Below are 21,326 nucleotides of genomic sequence, written 5' to 3'. Positions count from 1 at the left end.
TAGTAAGATGCTGTTACATCTAATAGGTTGCGTTGAAAAAGTTTTAAAATCTTAAACCTCACTCATAAACTGTTTCAGCTTACCTCGTTTGCTCCTATCAAGAACTTCGAGTCTGGTAAATTTTAAGGATAATCCTGGTTCTAGATATTCATCCATGGCATTTTGAATACTCTCTTTTACAGATGTATTTATCTCACTTTTACTCACATACTGAATTTCAAAAGCATCTGACTTTTTCTGAATGACCACAAACTCGAGAATATCTATATCTTCTTTTATGACTGTTTTAGTAACATAATAAAAAGTCAGTCCTGGTACTATTTTACCACTAGGCAGTATTGCTATATCACTAGTACGACCTTGTAGATCTTTTAATATTCTAGTACCATTTTCTAAAGTTTCTAAACTACCCAAATCTCCTATTTCATATCGTACCATAGGGTGTGCTAGATTATAGAGATCTGTTACTAGAATCCTGCCTACTGTTCCATCAGGTACTGGCTGGTTGTCATTATCAACTACTTCTACATACAGATTTTGCTGATTGACCTCAAAGTTTCCTTGAGTATTTTGCATAGCTATTAATCCTACTTCGCTTGCACCATATTCATTTATAACAGGAATTCCTAGCCATTTCTCTAACAATAATCTGTCATCTAGAAAAAGCATTTCGCTTGTTACAATACAAATTTTAAGAGTTGGGCAAATATCTTTAAGAACCGTATTTTTCTGCTCGCAATACTTAGCTAGTAATACAATACTGCTCGTATAACCATTTAAGTATTCAAATTTATTTTTCTTGAACTTGTTGAGAAAGCTTTCTAGAACCGCATCATTCATATTAAAAATAGGAAAGCGCTTGCGATAGCTCACAAAATCTTTAATAAGCTCAAGATATTTTCCTTTACCGCTTAAAGGAATACCATAAAAACGAGCTTGTAAAGAAGTGTTTAAATTAATCCCATGATGCTCATAAGCATGGTGAAATGCTGCCCAAGTCATAGCGTGTGCATACTTATTTTTACCATAAGTAAATGGGTGCCCACTAGAACCACTCGTTTTACCTTTAAAAATGTTCTTTACGGTATAACTTTTACTTAGTCGCTCGTGCAGCGCTTGTTGTAAATTACGTTTACTTAAAACAGGTAAATCTTTCCATAACACCTCTTTATTCACAACTAAACTATTGTAAAAATGATTGTTAGTAAGATGGTGTTTTACTATAGATTCTTTGCGATTTTGCAAACCTACATTACCGTTAGAAACCAAGTTATCAAACTCTTTACGAGCTCTATTGATCTCAAAACCTTGTAGTTTTAATATGTTGTCAAAAAGTTTTAGTGGCATTTTGATAAATCAAGCTATCATTGAGCAAGGTAAAACTTATTTTTGCATTCCATAAACACAACTCATGAATGTTCTCATTTTAGGAAGCGGTGGCCGCGAGCACGCTTTTGCACAATCGATTATTAAAAGTTCACTTCTTAACAAGCTATACGTAGCACCAGGAAATGCAGGTACTCATGAAATAGCAACTAATGTAGACCTGGGCATCACAGATTTTCCTGCAATAAAGAAATTTGTCCTTGATAACGATGTTACTATGGTAATAGTAGGTCCAGAAGCACCACTAGTAGAAGGTGTTTATGACTATTTCCAGACAGAAGAGTTGAAACATGTAAACGTTATAGGACCTTCTAAACAAGGTGCAGTTCTAGAAGGTTCTAAAGAATTTGCCAAAGAATTCATGGAACGTAACAACGTGCCTACAGCAGCTTATAAAAGTTTTATTAAGGATAATCTTAAAGAAGGAATGTCTTTTATAGACAGTCTTAAACCTCCATATGTTCTTAAAGCAGATGGTCTTGCTGGCGGTAAAGGTGTTCTTATTATCGAGCATGCAGACGAGGCAAAAGAATCTCTAGAAGAAATGCTCGTAGGTAGCAAATTTGGTGCGGCATCTAATAAAGTCGTGATAGAAGAATTTCTCGATGGTATCGAGATGAGTGTTTTTGTAATGACAGACGGTACTTCTTATAAAGTAATGCCTACTGCAAAGGATTATAAACGTATAGGAGAAGGCGACACTGGTCTTAATACTGGTGGAATGGGCGCTGTATCTCCAGTTCCATTTGCAGACGATGTGTTGATGCAAAAAATAGAAGAACGCGTTATAAAACCTACTATTAACGGTTTTGTAAAAGAGAACATCGTTTATAAAGGATTTGTATTCATAGGTTTAATGATTGTAGATGGAGAACCAGAAGTAATTGAGTACAATGTGAGAATGGGAGACCCAGAGACAGAAGTAGTCTTACCTCGTATTTCTAGCGATTTATTGGCTCATTTACACGCTTTCGCGAAAGCGGAACTACACAAAGAAAACCTAATCCTAGATTCTAGAAGTGCGACAACAGTCATGTGTGTGGCAGGTGGATATCCAGAAGCCTATGAAAAGGGAATGGTAATATCTGGACTAGAAAATGTAGAAGACAGCATAGTCTTTCATGCCGGTACTGCTCTTAAAGATGGAAAAATAGTGACTAATGGTGGTCGCGTTATGGCGGTAACTAGTTTTGGACCTGATTTCAAACAGGCACTAAAAAAATCTTACCAAAACCTAGATAAACTAAGTTTTGATAAGATGTATTATAGAACTGATATAGGTTTTGACCTATAAAAAGTGATTTCTTATCCTAAGAAAGAGTGGCCAGTTTGAGTTTTATCCTCATCCTTATCGTACTCTTTAAGTTGCTTCATCCAGTAAACAAAAGCAACCACTAGGATAGCTATTGCGATCCATGATACAGTGTTTGCAAGAAACCAACTAGAGTTTTCTAGCTCTCTCAAGGCATCAAAAGGAATTAAAATAAGTTCAAATAAGCTTACTATTGCGTCTAATAAAGTTTCCATTGCTGTAAATTGCTTGTTACGACTGCAAAAATAGTTAAAAATCTCTATGCTTTCCAGTTTTTTTAAAACTAGTAAACCCATTCATTACATCATCACATTTTTGATGGTGGCAATTATGGTGGGTTATTTTGTAATAGACCATCCTTTTCTAGGTTGGAAATACATTTGGATTTCTGTTCTAGCCATGGCATCCATAGCTATTTTTCAGTTTATAACACTAAAAAATGAGCTTACTCATAACAACTCATTTTCCTTATGGATTTACAGCTGTTTACTCGTCATAGGATTAGTGTACTTCTCTGATATGCAAATATTTATAGCATACAACTGTATCTTACTCGCATTAAGGAGATTGCTTAGTATGCGTACTAGAAGAGGGCTGGTTAGAAAAATATTTGATGCTTCCTTATGGGTTTCTCTAGCTACCGTATTTCACTCTTGGAGTGCATTATTCTTTATCGTTATATTTTTAAGTATCGTCATTTATGCTTTTAAAAATATTAATTATTGGACCCTACCTTTTATCGCAATTGCTTGTGTATCTATACTTACATTTACTCTAGATCAATATATAGGCACAAATTTCTTCCTTAGAATATTTAATAAATTTGATCTAAGTTTTTACTACATAAACTTTGAGATAGATGTATTATTTGCTGTTTCTTCTATAGTAAGTAGTCTAGGTCTCATCATGTCTATCGCGCTTTTATTTGGGTTTCCTAAAATATCCATAAGTGCTAGATCTCGATTTTCTGTACTAGGATTTTCTGGTATTTGCGGCTTTTTATTTTTTGTAATGAACGGTAGCGCCCTACTATTAATACCATTACTGTCTATATTTATCGCAAGAATGGTACAAGAAACCGAAAATAAGATCGTTAAAGAAAGTCTATTATGGATTCCATTTATAACTATGGTAGTTCTATTTATTCTTAGATTCTAGAGCGTTCTTAAATCTTTATATTTGCACTTTTAAAAAATGAATATGTTTTCAGATAAAGCCAATAAAATTTTTCAAACTGTTATCGATACCTATCACGTAGTGAATACGGTAGATCAAGATTTTGAAAACCCATACGACCGTAATTCTAACCTTATAGAGCATTTATTATATCGCAAGTGCTGGATAGATACTGTACAATGGCATTATGAAGACATTATCAGAGATCCACAAATAGATCCAGTTGCTGCACTTACTCTCAAACGTAAGATAGATGCTAGTAATCAAGATCGTACCGACATGGTAGAGTATGTAGATGGTTATTTTTTAGACCTTTATAGCGATGTAACGGTTAAGGATAATGCGACTATCAATACAGAGAGTCCAGCATGGGCTGTAGACCGTATGTCTATTCTTGCATTAAAAATATACCACATGAATGAAGAAGCTACTCGTACCGATGCTTCTCAAGATCACCTAGATGCTTGTAGTAAAAAACTAGACATTCTTCTAGAACAACGTGTAGATTTATCTACAGCGCTGGATCAACTGTTAGAAGATATTTCTACAGGTAATAAATACATGAAAGTCTACAAACAGATGAAAATGTATAATGATGACGAACTTAATCCAGTCCTCAGAGCTCTAAAATAAATCATGCCGCTACCTCAACGCATACTCGTCATTAGACTAAGCGCTATGGGCGATATTGCCATGTGCGTTCCTGTTTTATTAGCCTTAAAAAGAGATTATCCTAGTGTTGAGATAGTTGCGCTTTCGCGAAAGCGATTCCGTTCCATCCTAGAGCATATTCCAGACATCACGTTTATAGAAGCCGATGTAGATAATAGACACAAAGGTGTATCTGGACTCTACCGACTTTCTAAAGAAATTAAGGCTCTTAAAATAGATGCCGTAGCAGATTTTCATAATGTGCTGCGCAGTAAAATATTACGTACTTTTTTAAGAGGTATTCCTAAATCTAAAATTGATAAAGGACGCTCTGAAAAAAAGAAATTGATCAACGATCCTACCTTTTTTAAATCCTTAACACACAGTACAGAGCGCTATGCAAACGTCCTGCGTGAGTTAGGTTTTAAAGTCGAATTAAAAGGAAATGAATTTTTACCCAAAGAAGCCGTTTTACCTCAAATTCATGATCAAATAGGTAGAAAAACATCAAAATGGGTAGGTTTTGCACCATTTGCTGCCCATGAAACCAAAGCGGTAACTATAAAAAAGGCTAAAAAACTCGTAAAGGCTATCTCTCAAGATGATCAGATAACGATACTTCTATTCGGTGGTGGGAAGAAAGAACAAGAACAACTGCAAATTATAGCAGGCACCACCTCAAATGTCATTAATATGGCAGGCATTACTTCATTTGAAAACGAATTAAGTGTTATGTCTCAATTAGATGCTATGATTGCTATGGATAGTGGTAACGGCCATCTAGCGGCTTTATATGGCGTTCCTGTTATTACTTTATGGGGTAACACACATCCTTATGCAGGTTTTGCACCTTATGCACAACCAGAAGAAAATCAATTAACCGCAAATAGAGATAAATTCCCTCTAGTACCTACTTCTATTTTTGGGAATAAAGTGGTGAAAGGTTACAAGAAAGCCACTAGTTCTATAAAAGTAAAAACTATCGTGGAACGGTTGAAGGCAGTATTAGAGTCTTAATATTCAACAATCACCGAAAATTTTCCAAGCGATTCTACTATGAAGCGGAATTACCTACAATAATTTAAAAACTCCTTTCCTTAGAAAAGGAAAGGTGGGCAAATTGAGTGAAACGAGCTTTGGTCGGAAAGGTTGAAAAATGCTGGTTTTAACTAAATAGCTTTATAAAATCAAAAAAATACTTTTCAACCACTCCTGATTGCTAGCAAAGCTAGCTAATCTGTCCTCGCCTTTTCTAAGGCGAGGAGTTTTTAATATGGTCGAGAAGAATTATTTCTTCCCAAACTCATACTCACGTTCCACTTTACAAATTCTCACATTATACCACTCGTACCAGTTATCTCTACCTAGTTTTTGAGCTGTTTGATGATCTATTTGTGATTTCCATTTAGAAATCGATTCAAGAGATTTCCAATAAGAAACCGTAATTCCTATCTCATTTCTTGCCGCATCATGATGCATGTAACCATCTTGTTGTATAGCAAGTGATTCCATAAGTTCTGCCATTTGATTATAGGCTGGATCGTTGTTCTTTTTTGTGGAAGTAAAGATTACGGCGTAGTATGGAGTCATTTTTTAGTAAATCAATCTTAAAGATGTAATTTAGTGACATTTCGTTTATTGAAATTTCCTGAAATTGAATTATTATTATAAAATTCCTTAAATATCAATTCGGCATCACTAAACTTGAGAATTTCCTCTTGTTGTACCATTATTTCTCCTGATGTTGTTTGTATGACAATCCAAGTTACTTTTAATGGACTTTTATTTTCACCTCTTCCTATTACAAAGTGTTTAAATTTTGAATTCGAATTAACTCGATATTCAATAATTAGCTCTTGTGCATTTCTAATACATTGAACATAATCCCCATTTTTATTAGTCAAAATGAGATGCGTAACAATACTTTTTATTGCAGCTTGAATAAAATTCCAACTTGGATTTTTTAATTGAATATTATGCCCTGATAAATGCATCTTATATCTTTTATAAAAATTTATAAATTTAATTACTCCCACGAATAAAAAGCATTTCCCTTCAGATGAAGGGAAAAAGATTTAGAAGCGACAGCGATAAACGAAAAGGGTTTGACGCGATATATTTTAAACTCTCTACCTCTTTAAGAATGAAAGCTCTCCAAATATTCTAACACCGCAAAACCCCTTATTTAATTCGTACACGAATTAAATTTTCCCCTTTTAAAAAAGGGGAAAGCTTAAAAATCGTAATTGAAAATATCTATCTCACCACCTCAATCCATTGTCCTTTATTTCTCACGATATAATCTACATCATACATCGCTTCACATTGCAAGCCTGGTAAATAATATTTACCTAAGTAACTTGCATTGATAGTGGTTTTAAAAGTGAGAGTTTCTTTACCTTTTAAATCAAAGTAATAATTGACACGATCATCTCTTATGTCTGTGTAATCTATACTGCTGTTAGTTTCTTGTGCTCCATAATCGGTAAATCGAGTATTTACAATTTCCCAACCAGATGGTAAAATCTGAGTAAGTGCTACATCTTCTATTCTAGAACCGGTGGTGTTAGTAATAGTAGTTACTGCAGTAATTTCTGTTCCTTGAGTCACCTTACTTACATCTACCGTATTTCCATCTTTATCGGTATAGGTAATGGTAGCTTTTAAATTACTTTGTGCTGTTTTTTCAGTCCCAACTGGTAATTTACCTGTCATAGCATTGGTGATAAAAATCGTGTTACTACCGGTGTTTTTTACTGTAATGGTTGTTTGATTTTCGTCTATATCTAGATTACGATTTGCAATGCTTTTTATACTAGAAACTGAATTGGTTTTTCCCTTAAAAGTATATTCTACGTTAACGCCTTTACCACCTATGTGGTTTGCATATTTACTGATAGCAATAAAACTATAAGCTAGTGCTTGCGTGTTATAATAACGGTCAGAATCTAAGTTTCTAGCCATTTCTTCCATAAGCTTTCTAGCACGCTCATCCTTTTTCATGATCGTGTAGGTTTCTAACGCCATTGCACGATTACGTTGTGGAGATCCATAGGTTCTATAATCGTATTTCTTAGGCTGGAAATCTATGTTACTCTTTGATAGAAGTTCCTCTGCAGCCTTGTTCTGACCTACTAATGCATATGCTGCAGCTAGTCTCAACTTACTATCGTTAGAAAGGTTTGCGTTTTCGCGTAAGCGGTTCATAGAAGATAAATCTGGTGCTCCTGCTACTGCTAGTGTGTATAATCTATAGGCTTGGTACAAGTCATTGTGATTATTATAACGCCATTGTTTTGCTACTCGTTTTTGATAAGAAATCCAGTTAGATTTGAACGAAATAGGAACTGTATAACCAGCTTTTTCGGCCTCGATAATAAAGTGTCCTGCATAGGTAGTACCCCAGTCATTTACACTACCACTACCTGGCCAGTAAGAGAAACCACCGTTTGCTTTTTGGTAGTAACCTAATTTATTTATCGCTGCCTTTATATTAGAACTGATTTCTTTTTGCTGATTGCTATTTAAATCAATCACGCTGGCAAGGTGCAGTTGTGGAAATGCTGCACTAGTGGTTTGCTCTACACAACCATGTGGATAACGTATTAAGTAATTTAATCGTTTACCTATGTTCATAGCTGGTAAACTAGAGAACGAGATAGTAGAAGCGTTGCTTCCTTTAGTTCCAAAAGGTTTTACTGCAATAGTAGCTGTTTCTCCTACCTTAAGGATTGCTTTCTCTGAAATCGTACTGTACGGATTTGGGTTGACCACATCTATTTCTGTCTCATAAGCAGCGGTTTCTCCATTACCTCTAGCAGAGAGTTTTAATTTAGCTATTCCAGATGCATTCTTCACTTTTACATCAAAATAAGCGATTTGATCACCAGTTTCTGTAAATTTTAATTGCTGTGTATTTCCATTTAATAACTCCAAATATGGTGAGTTTTCTAAGGTCACTTTTACGTCTTTTACCTTATCATCCATTGCAAAAATGGTAACCGGTAATTTTACTGTTTCTCCAGGTGACAGCTTTCGCGGAAGCGATGCCAGCATCATTAATGGTTTCTTTACTGGAGTCGCAACCTGGGCACTACCGTAGGCTTCACTGCGGTCATTACCAGCTACTACCATCGTGCGCACAGAACCTACATATTGAGGTATGTTAATAGTGTGCGTTTTTTTCTCGCCTGGTTGAAGTGTAAATGGTCCTAAGTGAATGACCATAGGTTTAAATCTATTTGCTTTCTTAGCCTTAGAAGCTGCTGCGCTACCATCACCACCTATGGCAAATGCCGCATCTATACGACCACCATAAGCACCGATAACATCGTCAAAGATGTCCCAAGTCTTTACTCCTAGCGCCTCACGTGCAAAGAATGTGTCCCATGCGTTAGGTGTTTTAAAATTAGTTAGATCTAGTAATCCTTCATCTACAACAGCCAGTGTATAGGTCATGGCTTTGTTATTTTTCTCACTTACAGTAATTTTAGCACTAGTTTTAGGCGCTAGTTCTTTAGGCATCTTAATTTGTGGTTCTAGATGCGTTGCCGCATTTTCTACTAATAATGGTATGACACCATACATTCTCAATGGAAGATCGTTTGCAGTTTGTGCATGAGGTTGCAAATAAGTGATATGCACATACACATTAGGCACATAAAGATTATTGAGCGGTATGCTTACCTCTGTTTGTTTGTCTTTAGTTTCTGCCCATTGTGCGTCTAGAACTTCGGTTCCATTCTCTACGGTGATTAATGCACGACCACCTGCGGTAGACGGGAATGTGATTTTTGCGTTCTCTCCTACTTTATAGGTTTTCTTATCTGCATTAAATATTAACATAGATGCCATTTCTGGATCTACTTTACGGCTTTTTCCTGCCCATCCTGGCCAGTCTACATAAATAATTTTACCGGTAGAATGTCCTGATTCTGGATCATAAACGCGCACTAAATATCTTCCCCATTCTGGATATTTAAGTGAGAATTTAAAGGTTCCTTCACCGCTAGAGTTGGTATTGATCGTGTTGTTATACACTTCTTCTCGGTATTCCTGAGCTTCATATCTAGAAAGACTACCTGACTGAGATTGCCACCACCAGCGCCAGTTTACTTTATAAACTTTTACCTCAAGATTTTGAGTCGCCTTAGGGTTACCGCTTTGATCTACAGTTACTACATCAAATTTATGATCTGTATCTGTAAGTAGCATTCCTCTTTGCTTGTCTCCTGGTGGTACGTCGATACCTACATAAGTATCATAAGGAGAATAGGTTTTAGTTGTCACATTTGTACTGAAGTCTCCACCGTTTTCATACACCTTAGTAAGGAAACTCGCTTTTAACATTCCTGGAGCTTGAGAATCCATGTTAGGTTCAAAATCAAAACTAGCGTTTCCACTTTGATCTAACTTACCATCAAAAATCTCTGATTCTTGAAGATCAAAATATCTTGATGGATCATCAAAAACATAGCTCTCATACTTTTTAAAACTTGTAGTAGTTGCATAATACTTTGCCGTAATATTTGCTTTAAGACCTTTGGCAATTGCGCCGTGCAACCACATACCATTTAAAGAACCGTATACATTATCTCCGGACTTAATTATTTCTTGATCAAAAAATAGTTTCACCTTTAAACGGTTGGGTTTAATGGTTTCTATTTTAAGTGTTTTATTAAAAGTAACACCACCTACCTCAACTTTTGCATTCCAGTTTCCTGTCGGCGCATTATCATCTGTTTTTAAGTCAAACTGGTAGAAGTTATTTAATCCATTTTTTTGCACATCACTATGCGTGATTTTACCATTAGGATCTCTTAATTCTAATTTAATAGGATGACCTTTAGGTAATTTATTATCGGCATCATTAAGCATAAAGGTTAGGTAAATATTATCACCAGGGCGCCACACGCCTCTTTCTCCATAGATGTAACCTTTAATTCCTTTACTTAATTTTTTACCAGAAGTATCAAATTTACTTACCGACAGTGCATGACCGTCATCCAGTTTTACATACCCATATTGATTGTTATAAGTAACCTGTGCAAAGTATGCTGGTTTATCTAGTCTTATGTCTAATAATCCTTGATTATCTGTGCGTGCACTAGCTATCTCTTGTTGTTGAAAGTTATATAATTTTACCTGTGCACCACCTAAAGGTCTGGTAGTAATAATATCATTTACTGCTATTAAATAACTGTTATCATCTCCTTTTTTAACGGTTATACCTAAATCACTTGCTAGGACATTTGTACTAACTGATTTATTTCTATAGAAAGAATGAGAGCATGGATCTTCACGATCTCTCCAGTTATAATCATAATAACCGTACTCGTCATCATAATAATAGTTTTGTGCACTATCCCAACTGCTAGCCTCAAAGGAATCGTCGTAATCTATTTCTTCTACTTTTGGCTGATTCTCTGCCGTGTATTCACATTTATAAGCACTGTATGCTAGCTTATATTTAAACTCTACTCTATAAATAGCTCCAGGATCTGGAGCGATCACCTCACTAAGATCTACAGAATATGTATTCCATTTATTTACATCGTTACCTGTTGCTTTAATATCTATTACTTTGCGAGCAACTGGTCTACCTACATTACGTAGATTACCTGTAGAACCTATATTATTGTTCTGTAAAAACTGAAGTACGTTATTATTAAACACTTTATAAACCCAAACGTCTACTGCATTAAGATTAACCGCCTTAAAATTAATCTTTGAATTTTGAGAAGACGGTAAAATTGTTCCCGATCTCACTAGTTTTACTTCTGGATTTACTTGTTCAAAAGCAATGAAGCTAGAAAAGCCGTTTTTAAGTTTATAACCAGCCACGCTAGAAATACCTGTAAAAACCTCCACTTTTTTAGAACCAGTAACCGTTTTTGATGGATATACCTTCAATTCATTACCGCTACTTTCAAATTTCATTTTATCAACACCTTCTATCTGGATCATTCCATCTAGATTTTGTTCCTTTTTTATAGGATCAGAAAAGTTGATTAAAATGTACTGTACATCTCCATTAACCAGTTCAATATCGGTTACAGAAAAACTGTTTTTACCAGGTAGTGTAATCGTGTTATTACCTTTATCGGCGACGCCTATACTATTTCCATTCCATGAAATTTCTACTTCACCATCTTCTACAGGTCGTTGTATACTATCTATTTTAAATTCAAAATATTTACCGAGTGCCGTTGAGTTAGGAAATTTTACCGCTAGATTTTTACCATTTAATGTTGCAGTAACTAACTTCTTTGCATTTTCTAAATCCATGATATCACTAGAGCGTATGGTCCCATTGATATATTGATAATCGCTTTGATAACTTCCTACAGGATCTGTACCTACAATAAAGTCTTGAGCAATGGTTTTAAAATTAAAAGTAAACTCTTTTAAATCGTCACTTACCTCTCTTACTTTATCCAGCTTAAACTTCACCTCATATTCCGTATCTTCTTTTAAAGGTTTTTCTGGTAAAAAAGATACCGTTTGTGCATCTAGAACTGTCAATTTACCAGAAGCACTAGGATTTAATTTCACCCAACTAGCATCTAATTCTTTGCCTACAGTCCACCCTTCTACAGGTTCGGTTAATTTGATAACGATAGGTTCTCTAGTAGAAATTACATGATCAGAAACCTGACTGACGTATTCCCTAAATTTGAACAATTCATTTTGTTGTTCTTGGAGTTTTTCTTCGTCAGTTTTTGTGTTACAAGAAGCTAGAATAAGCAACGAAAACAGGAATAGAAGTGCTTTTTTGATCAAAATAGGTTGGTAATTAGTGGTTAGTTGAGAATTTCTATAAAATTATAGAAACTAATTGAGGTGCAACTAGATAACGCACAGTAATTTTAAAATATTTTGTTTTCTAACTAATAAATTGATTTAGTAGAGATTCGCTTTCGCGAAAGCGGAAATTGATTAGCAATATCTGATTTTTGATTTTTTTACTCAACCGCAAACACCCTTTGTCCTGCGGACATTTCCCTCGAGGGAAAGCCTGAATATAGAGCTAAGGCGATAAGATCAAAAAGTACCGTCTCTGAATATCGCTGAGACTAACACTGCCTCTAAAAATTATTTCAAAAGAAAAATGCCAAGAGGAACACTTGGCATTTTTTAAATAGACATAATAAAGTTTGAATGCTTACTCACATTCCTTTTTTGCATCTAGTGCACCGCTTTTACCCCAGCTAGGGTTAAAACCAGTTGGCTTTTCATTTTCAAATAATGTGATGGCTTTATCAATCTCACCGCAATAAGGAGTAATATCTTTACCGAAGAATTTTGCACTACCCATTAACCATCGCGCTCTATTACTTATTACTCTTGGGTTTTCTGGAGCTATTTGAATCGCTTTTTCATAAATCGCATTAGTCTCACCAGACAGTTTCATACCATAAACACGGCTGTCGTATTGAATCCAACAGGTGTTTAACATACCTTGTAAGACCATTATTTCTGGGTTGTTTTCAGAGAGCAATTCTGCATTATCTATAAATTCTTGTGCCTTGTTCATGGTTAATAAAGTTTGTTCTTTAGGATTATTACCCCAAGATCCGTTGATATTACATAGCGCTGCATAGTATGATGGCAACCAGTTTTCTTTTTCGGCTTTTGCGACACGTTCAAATTGTTGGGATGCTGCCTGTAAATCTGTTTGCATTAATTCCAGTCCTTTTTTCATGGCTTTTTCATATCCAGATTGTGCGGTAAGAGTTAATGTGAAAAATAAAATTAAAGTAGTAGCTATAGTTCTCATAATAAATAATTTACTTGATTTAAGATACAATGATAATGGTGATCTCGCTTTCGCGAAAGCGGAACAAACCCAACTGTAAAAACTAGTATCTGAATTGTTGTTTTGACATTTTTATTCCACTGCAAACACCCTTTACCTATCGGCATTTCCCTCGAGGGAAAATAAGAATTGGGTGTTTGTGATTTGTAAATACTGATTTCGTTAATTCTTACAGATTATCCAACTGATTATCGCTGCCGCCTATGGTCCAAAAGAAACCTACAAAGAAGAAACGGTCTGCTGCCTGGCCTATCGTACGACGGTTAAACTGTCCTTGAACATCTGGTGTGTCGCTGTATTGATAACCAAAAACGTTATCTCTACCCAACACATTTGAAACTGAGAAGTATAAAATCTTTTGTTGATCAATAAGGTAGGCCCAATTAAAATTAAGGCTTTGGAACGAGCTGGTTTTATCGTTTAAGAAACCTGTCTTATTTGCATTAGTAAATGGACGGCCGCTGGAATAATTAAAGGTGGCTCCTATTTGAGATTGTAGGTCTTCTATCCAGTATTTAGTCACCAGGCTGAAGTTATGGTCTGTAGCAAAACTAGGTGTCGCCTCTACAGGATAATTACGGAACTGTCGTTGCGTATCTAAATAAGAGTAACTTACCCAATAATCTAGATTTTTAATAGATTTCTCATCTCTCCAGAATAGATCTAATCCAGCGGCATAACCGTCACCATCGTTACTTAAATCGCTATCAAATTGTACACGAGTCGTGTTGTATGTTAATAACTGATCGTATTTTTTATAATAAGCCTCTGCTCTAAACATGCGATCGTTCTTTTTATAAAGGAAGTTTGCGATGTAATGTTGGGCATTTTCTGGCTGGAGTTCTTTGTCATACTGCTGCACATTATTTTGAGCAGATTGATAAAAATTACCATAAGCTAGAGAGAATTGTGAAGATGGATTGATACTTACCGCAGCGCTTAATCTTGGTGACACTTTAAATTGATCACTGGCTCCATAATAGTCGCCACGTAAACCTGCTTTAAAGGCGAGATCTTTAGAAACAAAAACCTCAGCCTCTGTAAAAGCACCGGTTATTCCATGATTAATACCGGTTTCAAAAGTGTCGTTTTCCATTAACACATCTTCCTTATAATTAATAAGAAACTGTTCTACACCCATGTTGATTTTAAAGTAATTGTTGTAACGTTTTTGTAGTTTAAATTTTGCATGCAGTGCATTTTCTACTGCATCTATTTTTGTGGTTTCTATGGTCATGTCATTATTATCATGTGCTAGACTTAAACTAGTTTCTATATTCCAACTGTCTGATAAATAACCGTTATAATTTAAATTACCATAATAATTTCTATTTCTTAATCCAAAATAGAAGCCTTCTTCTACATCTACATCTTCTTGAATCAATGCTAGATCACTATAGGAATATGCACTGTATGCTTTAAAAAGTCCTTTATCAAATTGATGTCTAAAAACAGCTTCGGCATTTAGAGACTGATAGGGTTTTTCAAATTGATTATTCTGGGGAACCAACTCATTATACGGAGCTAGGTTAATGTATTGCGCATTTAAACTAATGCTGTTTTTACCCCAAATTTTTGTGTTGCCCAAATTAGCTCCTAAGCTCATGATTCCTATTTCGGTTTTTTCTTCTTTGGGCACATCGTTTGTATTTAAGAGTAATACACTAGAAAGCGCGTCCCCATACTCTGCGCTATAACCACCGGTAGAAAATGAAATACCGTCAAATAAGAACGGTGAGAAACGACCACGTGTAGGAATGTTACCAGTAGTAGGTGTAAAGGGTCTGAAAACACGAGCACCATCGATAAAAATTTGGGTTTCTTCTGCACTACCACCACGTACAAAAAGGCGGCCGTCGTCTGCATTATTAGATGTTCCTGGTAGGGTCTGTAACGCACCTACAAAATCGCCCACCGCACCAGCCGTAGTAACTATATCTAACGGTTTTAAAACACTGGCCTTAGAACTATCTCCTGCACTGAAACTTCCTGCGCTTAGGACTACGGTGTTTAATGCGTTTAAGCTTTCGCGAAAGCGTAATTTTAAACCCACCATATCTACTATAAGAGCTTCTAATCTATAATCTTCATAACCTATATAGCTGGCAATTAATATTCCTGTTGAAGTTTCTTCTGTAGAAAATGAGAATTTTCCTTCGATGTCTGTAGTAGTACCGTCATAAGTTCCTTCTAGGTAAACATTTACACCCATAACAGGCTGTTTTTCTTCATCTAGTACAATACCTGAAACAGTGGTTTGCGCAAAAGTAAAAGAGGCAATTAATAGACAAATAATCGAGAAAAGCGTTTTCATATCTTGTGGTTTGATAAAACAAACTTGCGACCGATCAAGGCTTTTTAAAATTAAGGATGACTGAATTGTAGAATTTTGAGAATGGGTTGTAAAAAGGAAGTTGAAGTAACAGGTCATTGTTCTAGATAGCAGCACTGCTTCAATCTATCATGAAAATGAAACTATATATTTTACAACAGAGCAATCAAATCAAAAATATGCTGTCGTTAATCATTTTTAAACTTCCAATTCGAGTTCAGTTACGTTATCCTTATCTTAGCAACATTAAAATTATCTCATGAAAAAAATAGCTTTGATTCTTACAGCTGCTATTGCACTAGCAGGTTGTAGTTCTTCTAAAAATGTAGTCTCTAGTCAGGACGCTAGTTCTGGTACGTACTGGCAGCAACATGTTAATTATGACATGGATGTAAATATGGATGTGGACCGTTATCAATATACTGGTAAGCAAAAACTGATTTATACTAACAATTCTCCAGAGACACTAGATCGTGTGTATTATCATTTATTTTTTAATGCTTTCCAGCCAGGTAGTGAGATGGATGTACGTTCTCGCACCATTGCAGACCCTGATAGAAGAGTAGGTTCTCGCATTGCGGCATTAGAACCTAATGAAATAGGTTATTTACATGTAAGCAACATGACACAAGATGGTCAGGCTGTACTTGCAGACGAAGAAGGAACTGTACTGGTTGTAAAACTAGCAAAGTCTCTTGCTCCAGGTGAGTCTACTACACTAGAATTAGATTTTAACGGTCAGGTTCCTGTACAAGTAAGAAGAAGTGGACGTAATAATAAAGAAGGTGTTGCGCTTTCTATGACACAGTGGTATCCTAAAATGGCCGAATTTGATAAATACGGTTGGAATACCAGTCCTTATATAGGTCGTGAATTTCACGGTGTTTGGGGAGATTTTGATGTAGAACTTACTATCGATAAAGATTATACCGTAGGTGGAACAGGTTACTTACAAAATCCTAAAGAAATAGGTCATGGTTATGACAAAGCAAATTCTGGTCCTGCAAAAAGTAAAGATGGAAAATTAAAATGGCACTTTAAAGCACCACAAGTACATGACTTTGCATGGGGAGCAGATAAAGATTTTATACACGATATCTATAAAGGAGCAAATGGAGTAGATCTTCATTTTTTCTACAAGGATAATGAAGCGATCAAAGAGAATTGGAAAAAATTACAACCTAAGACTAACGAGTTCTTAAAGTATTTTAATGAGCATGTAGGTGATTATCCTTACAAGCAATATTCTGTTATACAAGGTGGTGACGGTGGTATGGAGTATGCTATGTGTACTTTAATTACAGGAGAGCGCAGTTTTGGTAGTCTTGCTGGTGTTACAGCTCATGAATTTGCACACTCATGGTTCAACCATATTCTTGCAACTAACGAGTCTAAAGACGAGTGGATGGACGAAGGTTTTACTACTTACATTTCTAACTATGCTATGAATGCTGTTTTTAATGAAGGTAAAGAAAATCCTAACTCTGGTTCTTATAGAGGTTATATAGGTCTTGCAAATTCTGGTAAAGAGCAACCACAAACTACTCATGCAGATCGTTATGAATATAACGCAGCATACGGTACAACAGCTTATTCTAAAGGTGCTGTTTTTATGGCTCAATTAGGTTATGTAGTAGGTGATGAAGTACGTGATGATATTATCAAAGAATATTACAATACATGGAAATTTAAGCATCCAGATCCTAATGACTTTAAAAGAGTTGCAGAGCGTGTAAGTGGTTTTGACCTAGAATGGTACTTAAGAGACTGGACTATGACTACAAATACTATCGATTACTCTGTAGAAAACATGAGTACACTAGATGGTGTAGATGTCATTACTTTTAAAAGAAATGGATTAATGCCTATGCCACTAGATGTAGAGGTAACTATGAATGACGGTAGTACAAAAATGTATTACATACCATTATCTGAGATGCGTGGTGAGAAGAAAGTAGCTAGAAATGTAACTACTGTTGCAGACTGGGCTTGGGCATACCCAACCTATGATCTAGAATTAGACGGTGTTGATATGAAAAACATAAGAAGTGTCACCATAGACCCAAAAGGAATGATGGCCGATGTGAATAAAGAAAATAATACTTGGCAATTAGAAGAATAGATTTCAGTTAACAGTCGCAGTTTTCAATAGGCAGTCTTTTTAAAGGCTGCCTATTTTGTTTTCTATTATTCTAAACACTCGCGGTATGCGCATCTTTTATGGCTAGAGTAGGTAAACCATCTTATCCATTCACCCATTAACAAACTCAAAGACTATATTTGCAGCGCTATGAAATTAACCCTAGGCAGAAATAAAAAATTAAAAAGCAAAAAGGCTACAGACTTAATTTTCAGTGATGGAAAATCATTGAGAAAAGGGCCTTTGCGTGTCGTTTATTTCATAGAGCCTACCACTGCAACACAACATCAAGTAGGAGTGAGCGTAGGAAAACGTTTCTTTAAAAGTGCCGTAGACCGTAATCGTGTAAAACGATTAATGCGTGAATCTTATAGACTGCATCAAGAGTTATTACCTGTAACAAATGGTGTCCATTTAAAGGCTATGTTTATATTTCAATCTGGTAAAATGCCTGATTATGAATATGTCGAGCAGCTTACTAAAAAGCTGTTGAAGGAGTTAAGCAAGAAAATTGCTGAGTAAGATTATAGAAAGTAAAAAATAGAACACTAATAATAAAATTGTTAAGAGCTTAAACGATAACTATTCCCAATACCTTTTACCCAAAACCTCATCCCTTAAAACTGGCACTAACCTTGCGTACAATTGTTTAAAATAAGTGTCGTTAGTAACTATTATGGTGTTTCTTACTATTTATCCTATATTTAATGCACCTTACTTGAGCCACAAATAAAGAAGATGAGTCAAAAGATTAATATAAAAAGACAGATCCTGCTACCTATCGCTGCAGCTGGATTATTATTTACTACAGCCAGTTTTCAAAACGATTTTTTTGAAATCGCAAAGCAGATTGAGATTTTTACAGAAATGTATAAACAACTCAATATGAACTATGTGGATGACACAAACCCAGCAGACCTTATGGATAATGCCATAGAAGGAATGCTAGAAGGACTAGACCCATATACCGTTTACTGGACAGAGCAAGAGGTAGAAAAATCAAAAATAAACCGCCGTGGTTCTTACACCGGTATAGGTGCAAACGTGCGTACTAAAGAAGATAAAATTACCATCATTGAGCCTTGGAAAGACTATCCAGCAGATAAAGCTGGACTTAAAGCAGGTGATGACATCATAGAAATAGATGGTGTAAAGATTAAGGATTATAAAGAAAACGCTGGTGATTTGTTAAAAGGATCTGCCGGGACAGAGCTTAGTATTACCTACACACGCCAGGGAAAAAATAAAACTACAACACTTAAAAGAGAAGGTGTAGAGGTAAATGCCGTACCGTTTTATGAAATGGCAACACCAGAGATAGGCTATGTGGTCTTATCTAAGTTTAATGAAAAAGCATCTAGAGAGACTAAGGCTGCTATAAAAGAATTAAAAGAAAAAGGTGCTACTAAAGTTATTCTTGATTTAAGAGGTAATCCAGGTGGTTTATTAAGTGAGGCAGTAAATGTTTCTAATCTTTTTATTCCTAAAGGGAAACTAATCACCAGCACACAATCTGTTGTTTCTAAATACAATAGAACATATCTTACTAAGCGCAGTGAAGAATTTGAAGGTATGAAAGTGGCCGTACTTATTAACGGTCGTAGTGCCAGTGCTAGTGAGATAGTAAGTGGTAGTATACAAGATTATGATCGTGGTGTGATAATAGGTGCAAGAAGTTTTGGTAAAGGACTTGTACAACGTCCTAAACCACTTTCTTATGGTACACAGGTTAAGATTACCATTTCTAGATATTACACACCTAGTGGTCGTTGCATACAGGCACTAGACTACTGGAATCGTGATGAAAATGGAGATGCTGTACGAACTAAAAAAGAAGATTATAAAGCCTTTAAGACCGTAAACAGCGGCCGTACAGTTTATGATGGTGGTGGTGTAGAACCAGACATTAATATAGAGTCTGCAGTGTATTCACCTATTACAACAGCACTTCTTAAAGAAAATTCCATATTTGATTATGCTACAGAGTATTATTATAAGCATCAATTTAATTCTATGGACGAGATTCAGTTCACAGATGCAGATTTTCAAGAGTTTGTAACATGGATAGAAAAACGTGGTTTTGAATTTGAGACGGTTACAGAGTCCGCTTTCGCGAAAGCGTACCAAACAGCAGCAAATGAAGAACTAGATGATGATATTAAGAACTCTTATGAGATCATGCTAGAAAACATCAAGACAGCAAAAAAGAAAGAAGTAGTAGATAAAAAAGCCGAAATTAAAAGTCTACTTACCGACGAGATTGTGAAGAGATACTTTTATAAAGAAGGCCTTTACAATTACCAGATCAAATACAATCCAGAAATAAGAGCAGCCATAGAAGTCCTTAATGATGAGGGAAAATACAATCGCATACTCAAATAATGAATTTTAGAAAACTAGTAACTCCATTTTTTTTATTCCTTGCCCTAGTAAGTACAGCCCAACTTACAGAAACACATTCTGTATACTTTGATCTAGATAAAGATCAGTTTCCATTTACCGAAGGAAAACAACTCAATTCCTTCTTTGATGACCTGTTATATAAACCGCTCCTAGATGTAAAAATATTAGGTTATTGCGACGATCGTGGTTCTTATGAATATAACCTAGATTTATCTAATAGACGTGTAGAGACCGTTTCTAAATGGTTACAAGAACATTCTATTACTATAGAACATATTTCTAAAACCATAGAAGGTCGTGGAGAGGTAGCTCTAGAAGAAGGCTCTGAAGAGTTATCCATAGAAGATGAGCGTGCTCAAAACCGCAGGGTAGATATTATATTCTCGCTTAAAGAAAGTATAACACAACGCCTAGAAATAAAGAAATTAAATAAAAGTGATCTTACTACTAGTGAGGCAGTAGAGATAAAGACCTATGAAAAGAAAGTGGTAAAGGCTGTCTTAAAAGATGAAAAAAGCACCGTTGCCATTCCTGTATCAAAGAATTCTAAAACAACACCTCAAGAAAAAGTAAAAGAAACTGCACCGGTAGAACCTACAGAAAGTATAGATGATGAGTATCTAGATATACCTACAAATCTAGATCCGCCGGTGGATAATACACAAGAACCTTTTAAATCCCTACTAAGTAAAAACCTTAAAAAAGGTCAAGTTATTAGGTTAGAAAACATCTTATTTTACAAAGGTAGATCTACTGTCCTAGAAGAATCACAACCGCTTCTAGATCGTGTTGCAGAAATTCTTGTTGCACGTAAAGACATACATTTTGAAATACACGGTCATGTATGTTGTATCAACCCTGTATATAAAGATGCCTATAATCGAGACACAAAAAAGTCTAATCTATCTCATGATAGAGCAAAGGCTATCTTTTTTATTCTTAAGAAAAGTGGTGTCTCTTATGATAGAATGAAGTACAAGGGATTCGGTCGTACTAAGCCATTGGGCGGTATCGATAAGTTAGACCGTAGGGTAGAATTATATATAACTAAGATAGACGAACAGTAAATTTTTAATATAAATTATATCTAATTAGTTTTTATATCGTA

The 21,326-nt window shown here is 35.5% G+C and carries 15 protein-coding genes; 8 read left to right on the top strand and 7 right to left on the bottom strand.

Annotated features, from left to right (window positions below):
- Positions 1-51 precede the first annotated feature (51 nt).
- Entirely contained in the window at positions 52-1,347 is a 1,296-nt protein-coding gene (locus ACJJVJ_RS10330; protein ID WP_405370139.1) for a phenylacetate--CoA ligase family protein, read from the bottom strand.
- 64 nt (positions 1,348-1,411) lie between these two features.
- On the opposite strand from ACJJVJ_RS10330, the gene purD reads away from it, so the two are divergent.
- Entirely contained in the window at positions 1,412-2,680 is a 1,269-nt protein-coding gene (gene purD, locus ACJJVJ_RS10325) for a phosphoribosylamine--glycine ligase (protein WP_405370138.1), read from the top strand.
- Between the two features lie 11 nt (positions 2,681-2,691).
- Here the strand turns inward: purD and ACJJVJ_RS10320 are convergent, their stop codons facing one another.
- A complete protein-coding gene (locus ACJJVJ_RS10320; RefSeq protein WP_104514717.1) occupies positions 2,692-2,913 on the bottom strand; it encodes a DUF6341 family protein in 222 nt (73 codons plus the stop codon).
- 46 nt (positions 2,914-2,959) lie between these two features.
- On the opposite strand from ACJJVJ_RS10320, the gene ACJJVJ_RS10315 reads away from it, so the two are divergent.
- Genes ACJJVJ_RS10315 through ACJJVJ_RS10305 form a run of 3 tightly spaced genes read left to right on the top strand, consistent with a single transcriptional unit; the run spans position 2,960 to position 5,542 of the window.
- A complete protein-coding gene (locus ACJJVJ_RS10315) occupies positions 2,960-3,856 on the top strand; it encodes a hypothetical protein (RefSeq protein ID WP_405370137.1) in 897 nt (298 codons plus the stop codon).
- Between the two features lie 42 nt (positions 3,857-3,898).
- Positions 3,899-4,507: a DUF4254 domain-containing protein gene (locus ACJJVJ_RS10310; protein WP_405370136.1), complete on the top strand. Its 609-nt coding sequence runs from the start codon at positions 3,899-3,901 to the stop codon at positions 4,505-4,507.
- Between the two features lie 3 nt (positions 4,508-4,510).
- Complete coding sequence (locus ACJJVJ_RS10305; protein WP_405370135.1) at positions 4,511-5,542, top strand: glycosyltransferase family 9 protein; 1,032 nt, start codon at positions 4,511-4,513, stop codon at positions 5,540-5,542.
- A 270-nt stretch (positions 5,543-5,812) separates the two neighbouring features.
- Here ACJJVJ_RS10305 and ACJJVJ_RS10300 read toward each other — a convergent pair whose 3' ends face one another.
- The 5 genes from ACJJVJ_RS10300 to ACJJVJ_RS10280 form a co-directional block, all read right to left on the bottom strand.
- Positions 5,813-6,115, bottom strand: a complete 303-nt coding sequence (locus ACJJVJ_RS10300) for an antibiotic biosynthesis monooxygenase family protein (RefSeq protein WP_405370134.1) — start codon at positions 6,113-6,115, stop codon at positions 5,813-5,815.
- 17 nt (positions 6,116-6,132) lie between these two features.
- Positions 6,133-6,519 carry a hypothetical protein gene (locus ACJJVJ_RS10295; RefSeq protein WP_405370133.1) on the bottom strand — a complete coding sequence of 129 codons (387 nt, stop codon included), beginning with the start codon at positions 6,517-6,519 and terminating at the stop codon, positions 6,133-6,135.
- 262 nt (positions 6,520-6,781) lie between these two features.
- Positions 6,782-12,307, bottom strand: a complete 5,526-nt coding sequence (locus ACJJVJ_RS10290; protein WP_405370132.1) for an alpha-2-macroglobulin family protein — start codon at positions 12,305-12,307, stop codon at positions 6,782-6,784.
- A gap of 382 nt (positions 12,308-12,689) precedes the next feature.
- Entirely contained in the window at positions 12,690-13,304 is a 615-nt protein-coding gene (locus tag ACJJVJ_RS10285; protein ID WP_104514193.1) for a hypothetical protein, read from the bottom strand.
- A gap of 208 nt (positions 13,305-13,512) precedes the next feature.
- Positions 13,513-15,657 (bottom strand): TonB-dependent receptor, encoded by a 2,145-nt coding sequence (locus ACJJVJ_RS10280; RefSeq protein WP_405370131.1) that lies wholly within the window; start codon positions 15,655-15,657, stop codon positions 13,513-13,515.
- A gap of 277 nt (positions 15,658-15,934) precedes the next feature.
- On the opposite strand from ACJJVJ_RS10280, the gene ACJJVJ_RS10275 reads away from it, so the two are divergent.
- The 4 genes from ACJJVJ_RS10275 to ACJJVJ_RS10260 all read left to right on the top strand — a co-directional run bounded on the left by ACJJVJ_RS10275 (position 15,935) and on the right by ACJJVJ_RS10260 (position 21,285).
- Positions 15,935-17,797 carry a M1 family aminopeptidase gene (locus tag ACJJVJ_RS10275; protein ID WP_405370130.1) on the top strand — a complete coding sequence of 621 codons (1,863 nt, stop codon included), beginning with the start codon at positions 15,935-15,937 and terminating at the stop codon, positions 17,795-17,797.
- A 168-nt stretch (positions 17,798-17,965) separates the two neighbouring features.
- Positions 17,966-18,337 (top strand): ribonuclease P protein component, encoded by a 372-nt coding sequence (gene rnpA / locus ACJJVJ_RS10270; protein ID WP_405370129.1) that lies wholly within the window; start codon positions 17,966-17,968, stop codon positions 18,335-18,337.
- 216 nt (positions 18,338-18,553) lie between these two features.
- Positions 18,554-20,197 (top strand): S41 family peptidase, encoded by a 1,644-nt coding sequence (locus tag ACJJVJ_RS10265; RefSeq protein WP_405370128.1) that lies wholly within the window; start codon positions 18,554-18,556, stop codon positions 20,195-20,197.
- Positions 20,197-21,285, top strand: coding sequence for an OmpA family protein (locus tag ACJJVJ_RS10260; protein ID WP_405370127.1), 1,089 nt, complete (start codon positions 20,197-20,199; stop codon positions 21,283-21,285). Before ACJJVJ_RS10265 ends, ACJJVJ_RS10260 begins: the two co-directional genes overlap by 1 nt.
- Positions 21,286-21,326 lie beyond the last annotated feature (41 nt).

Origin of the sequence: Nonlabens sp. Asnod2-A12, from assembly GCF_045063745.1 — a bacterium.
In the GTDB taxonomy this organism is placed as follows: domain Bacteria; phylum Bacteroidota; class Bacteroidia; order Flavobacteriales; family Flavobacteriaceae; genus Nonlabens; species Nonlabens xylanidelens.
The sequence above is the reverse complement of the archived record's forward strand: the minus strand, read 5'-3'. Positions and strand labels throughout refer to the sequence as shown.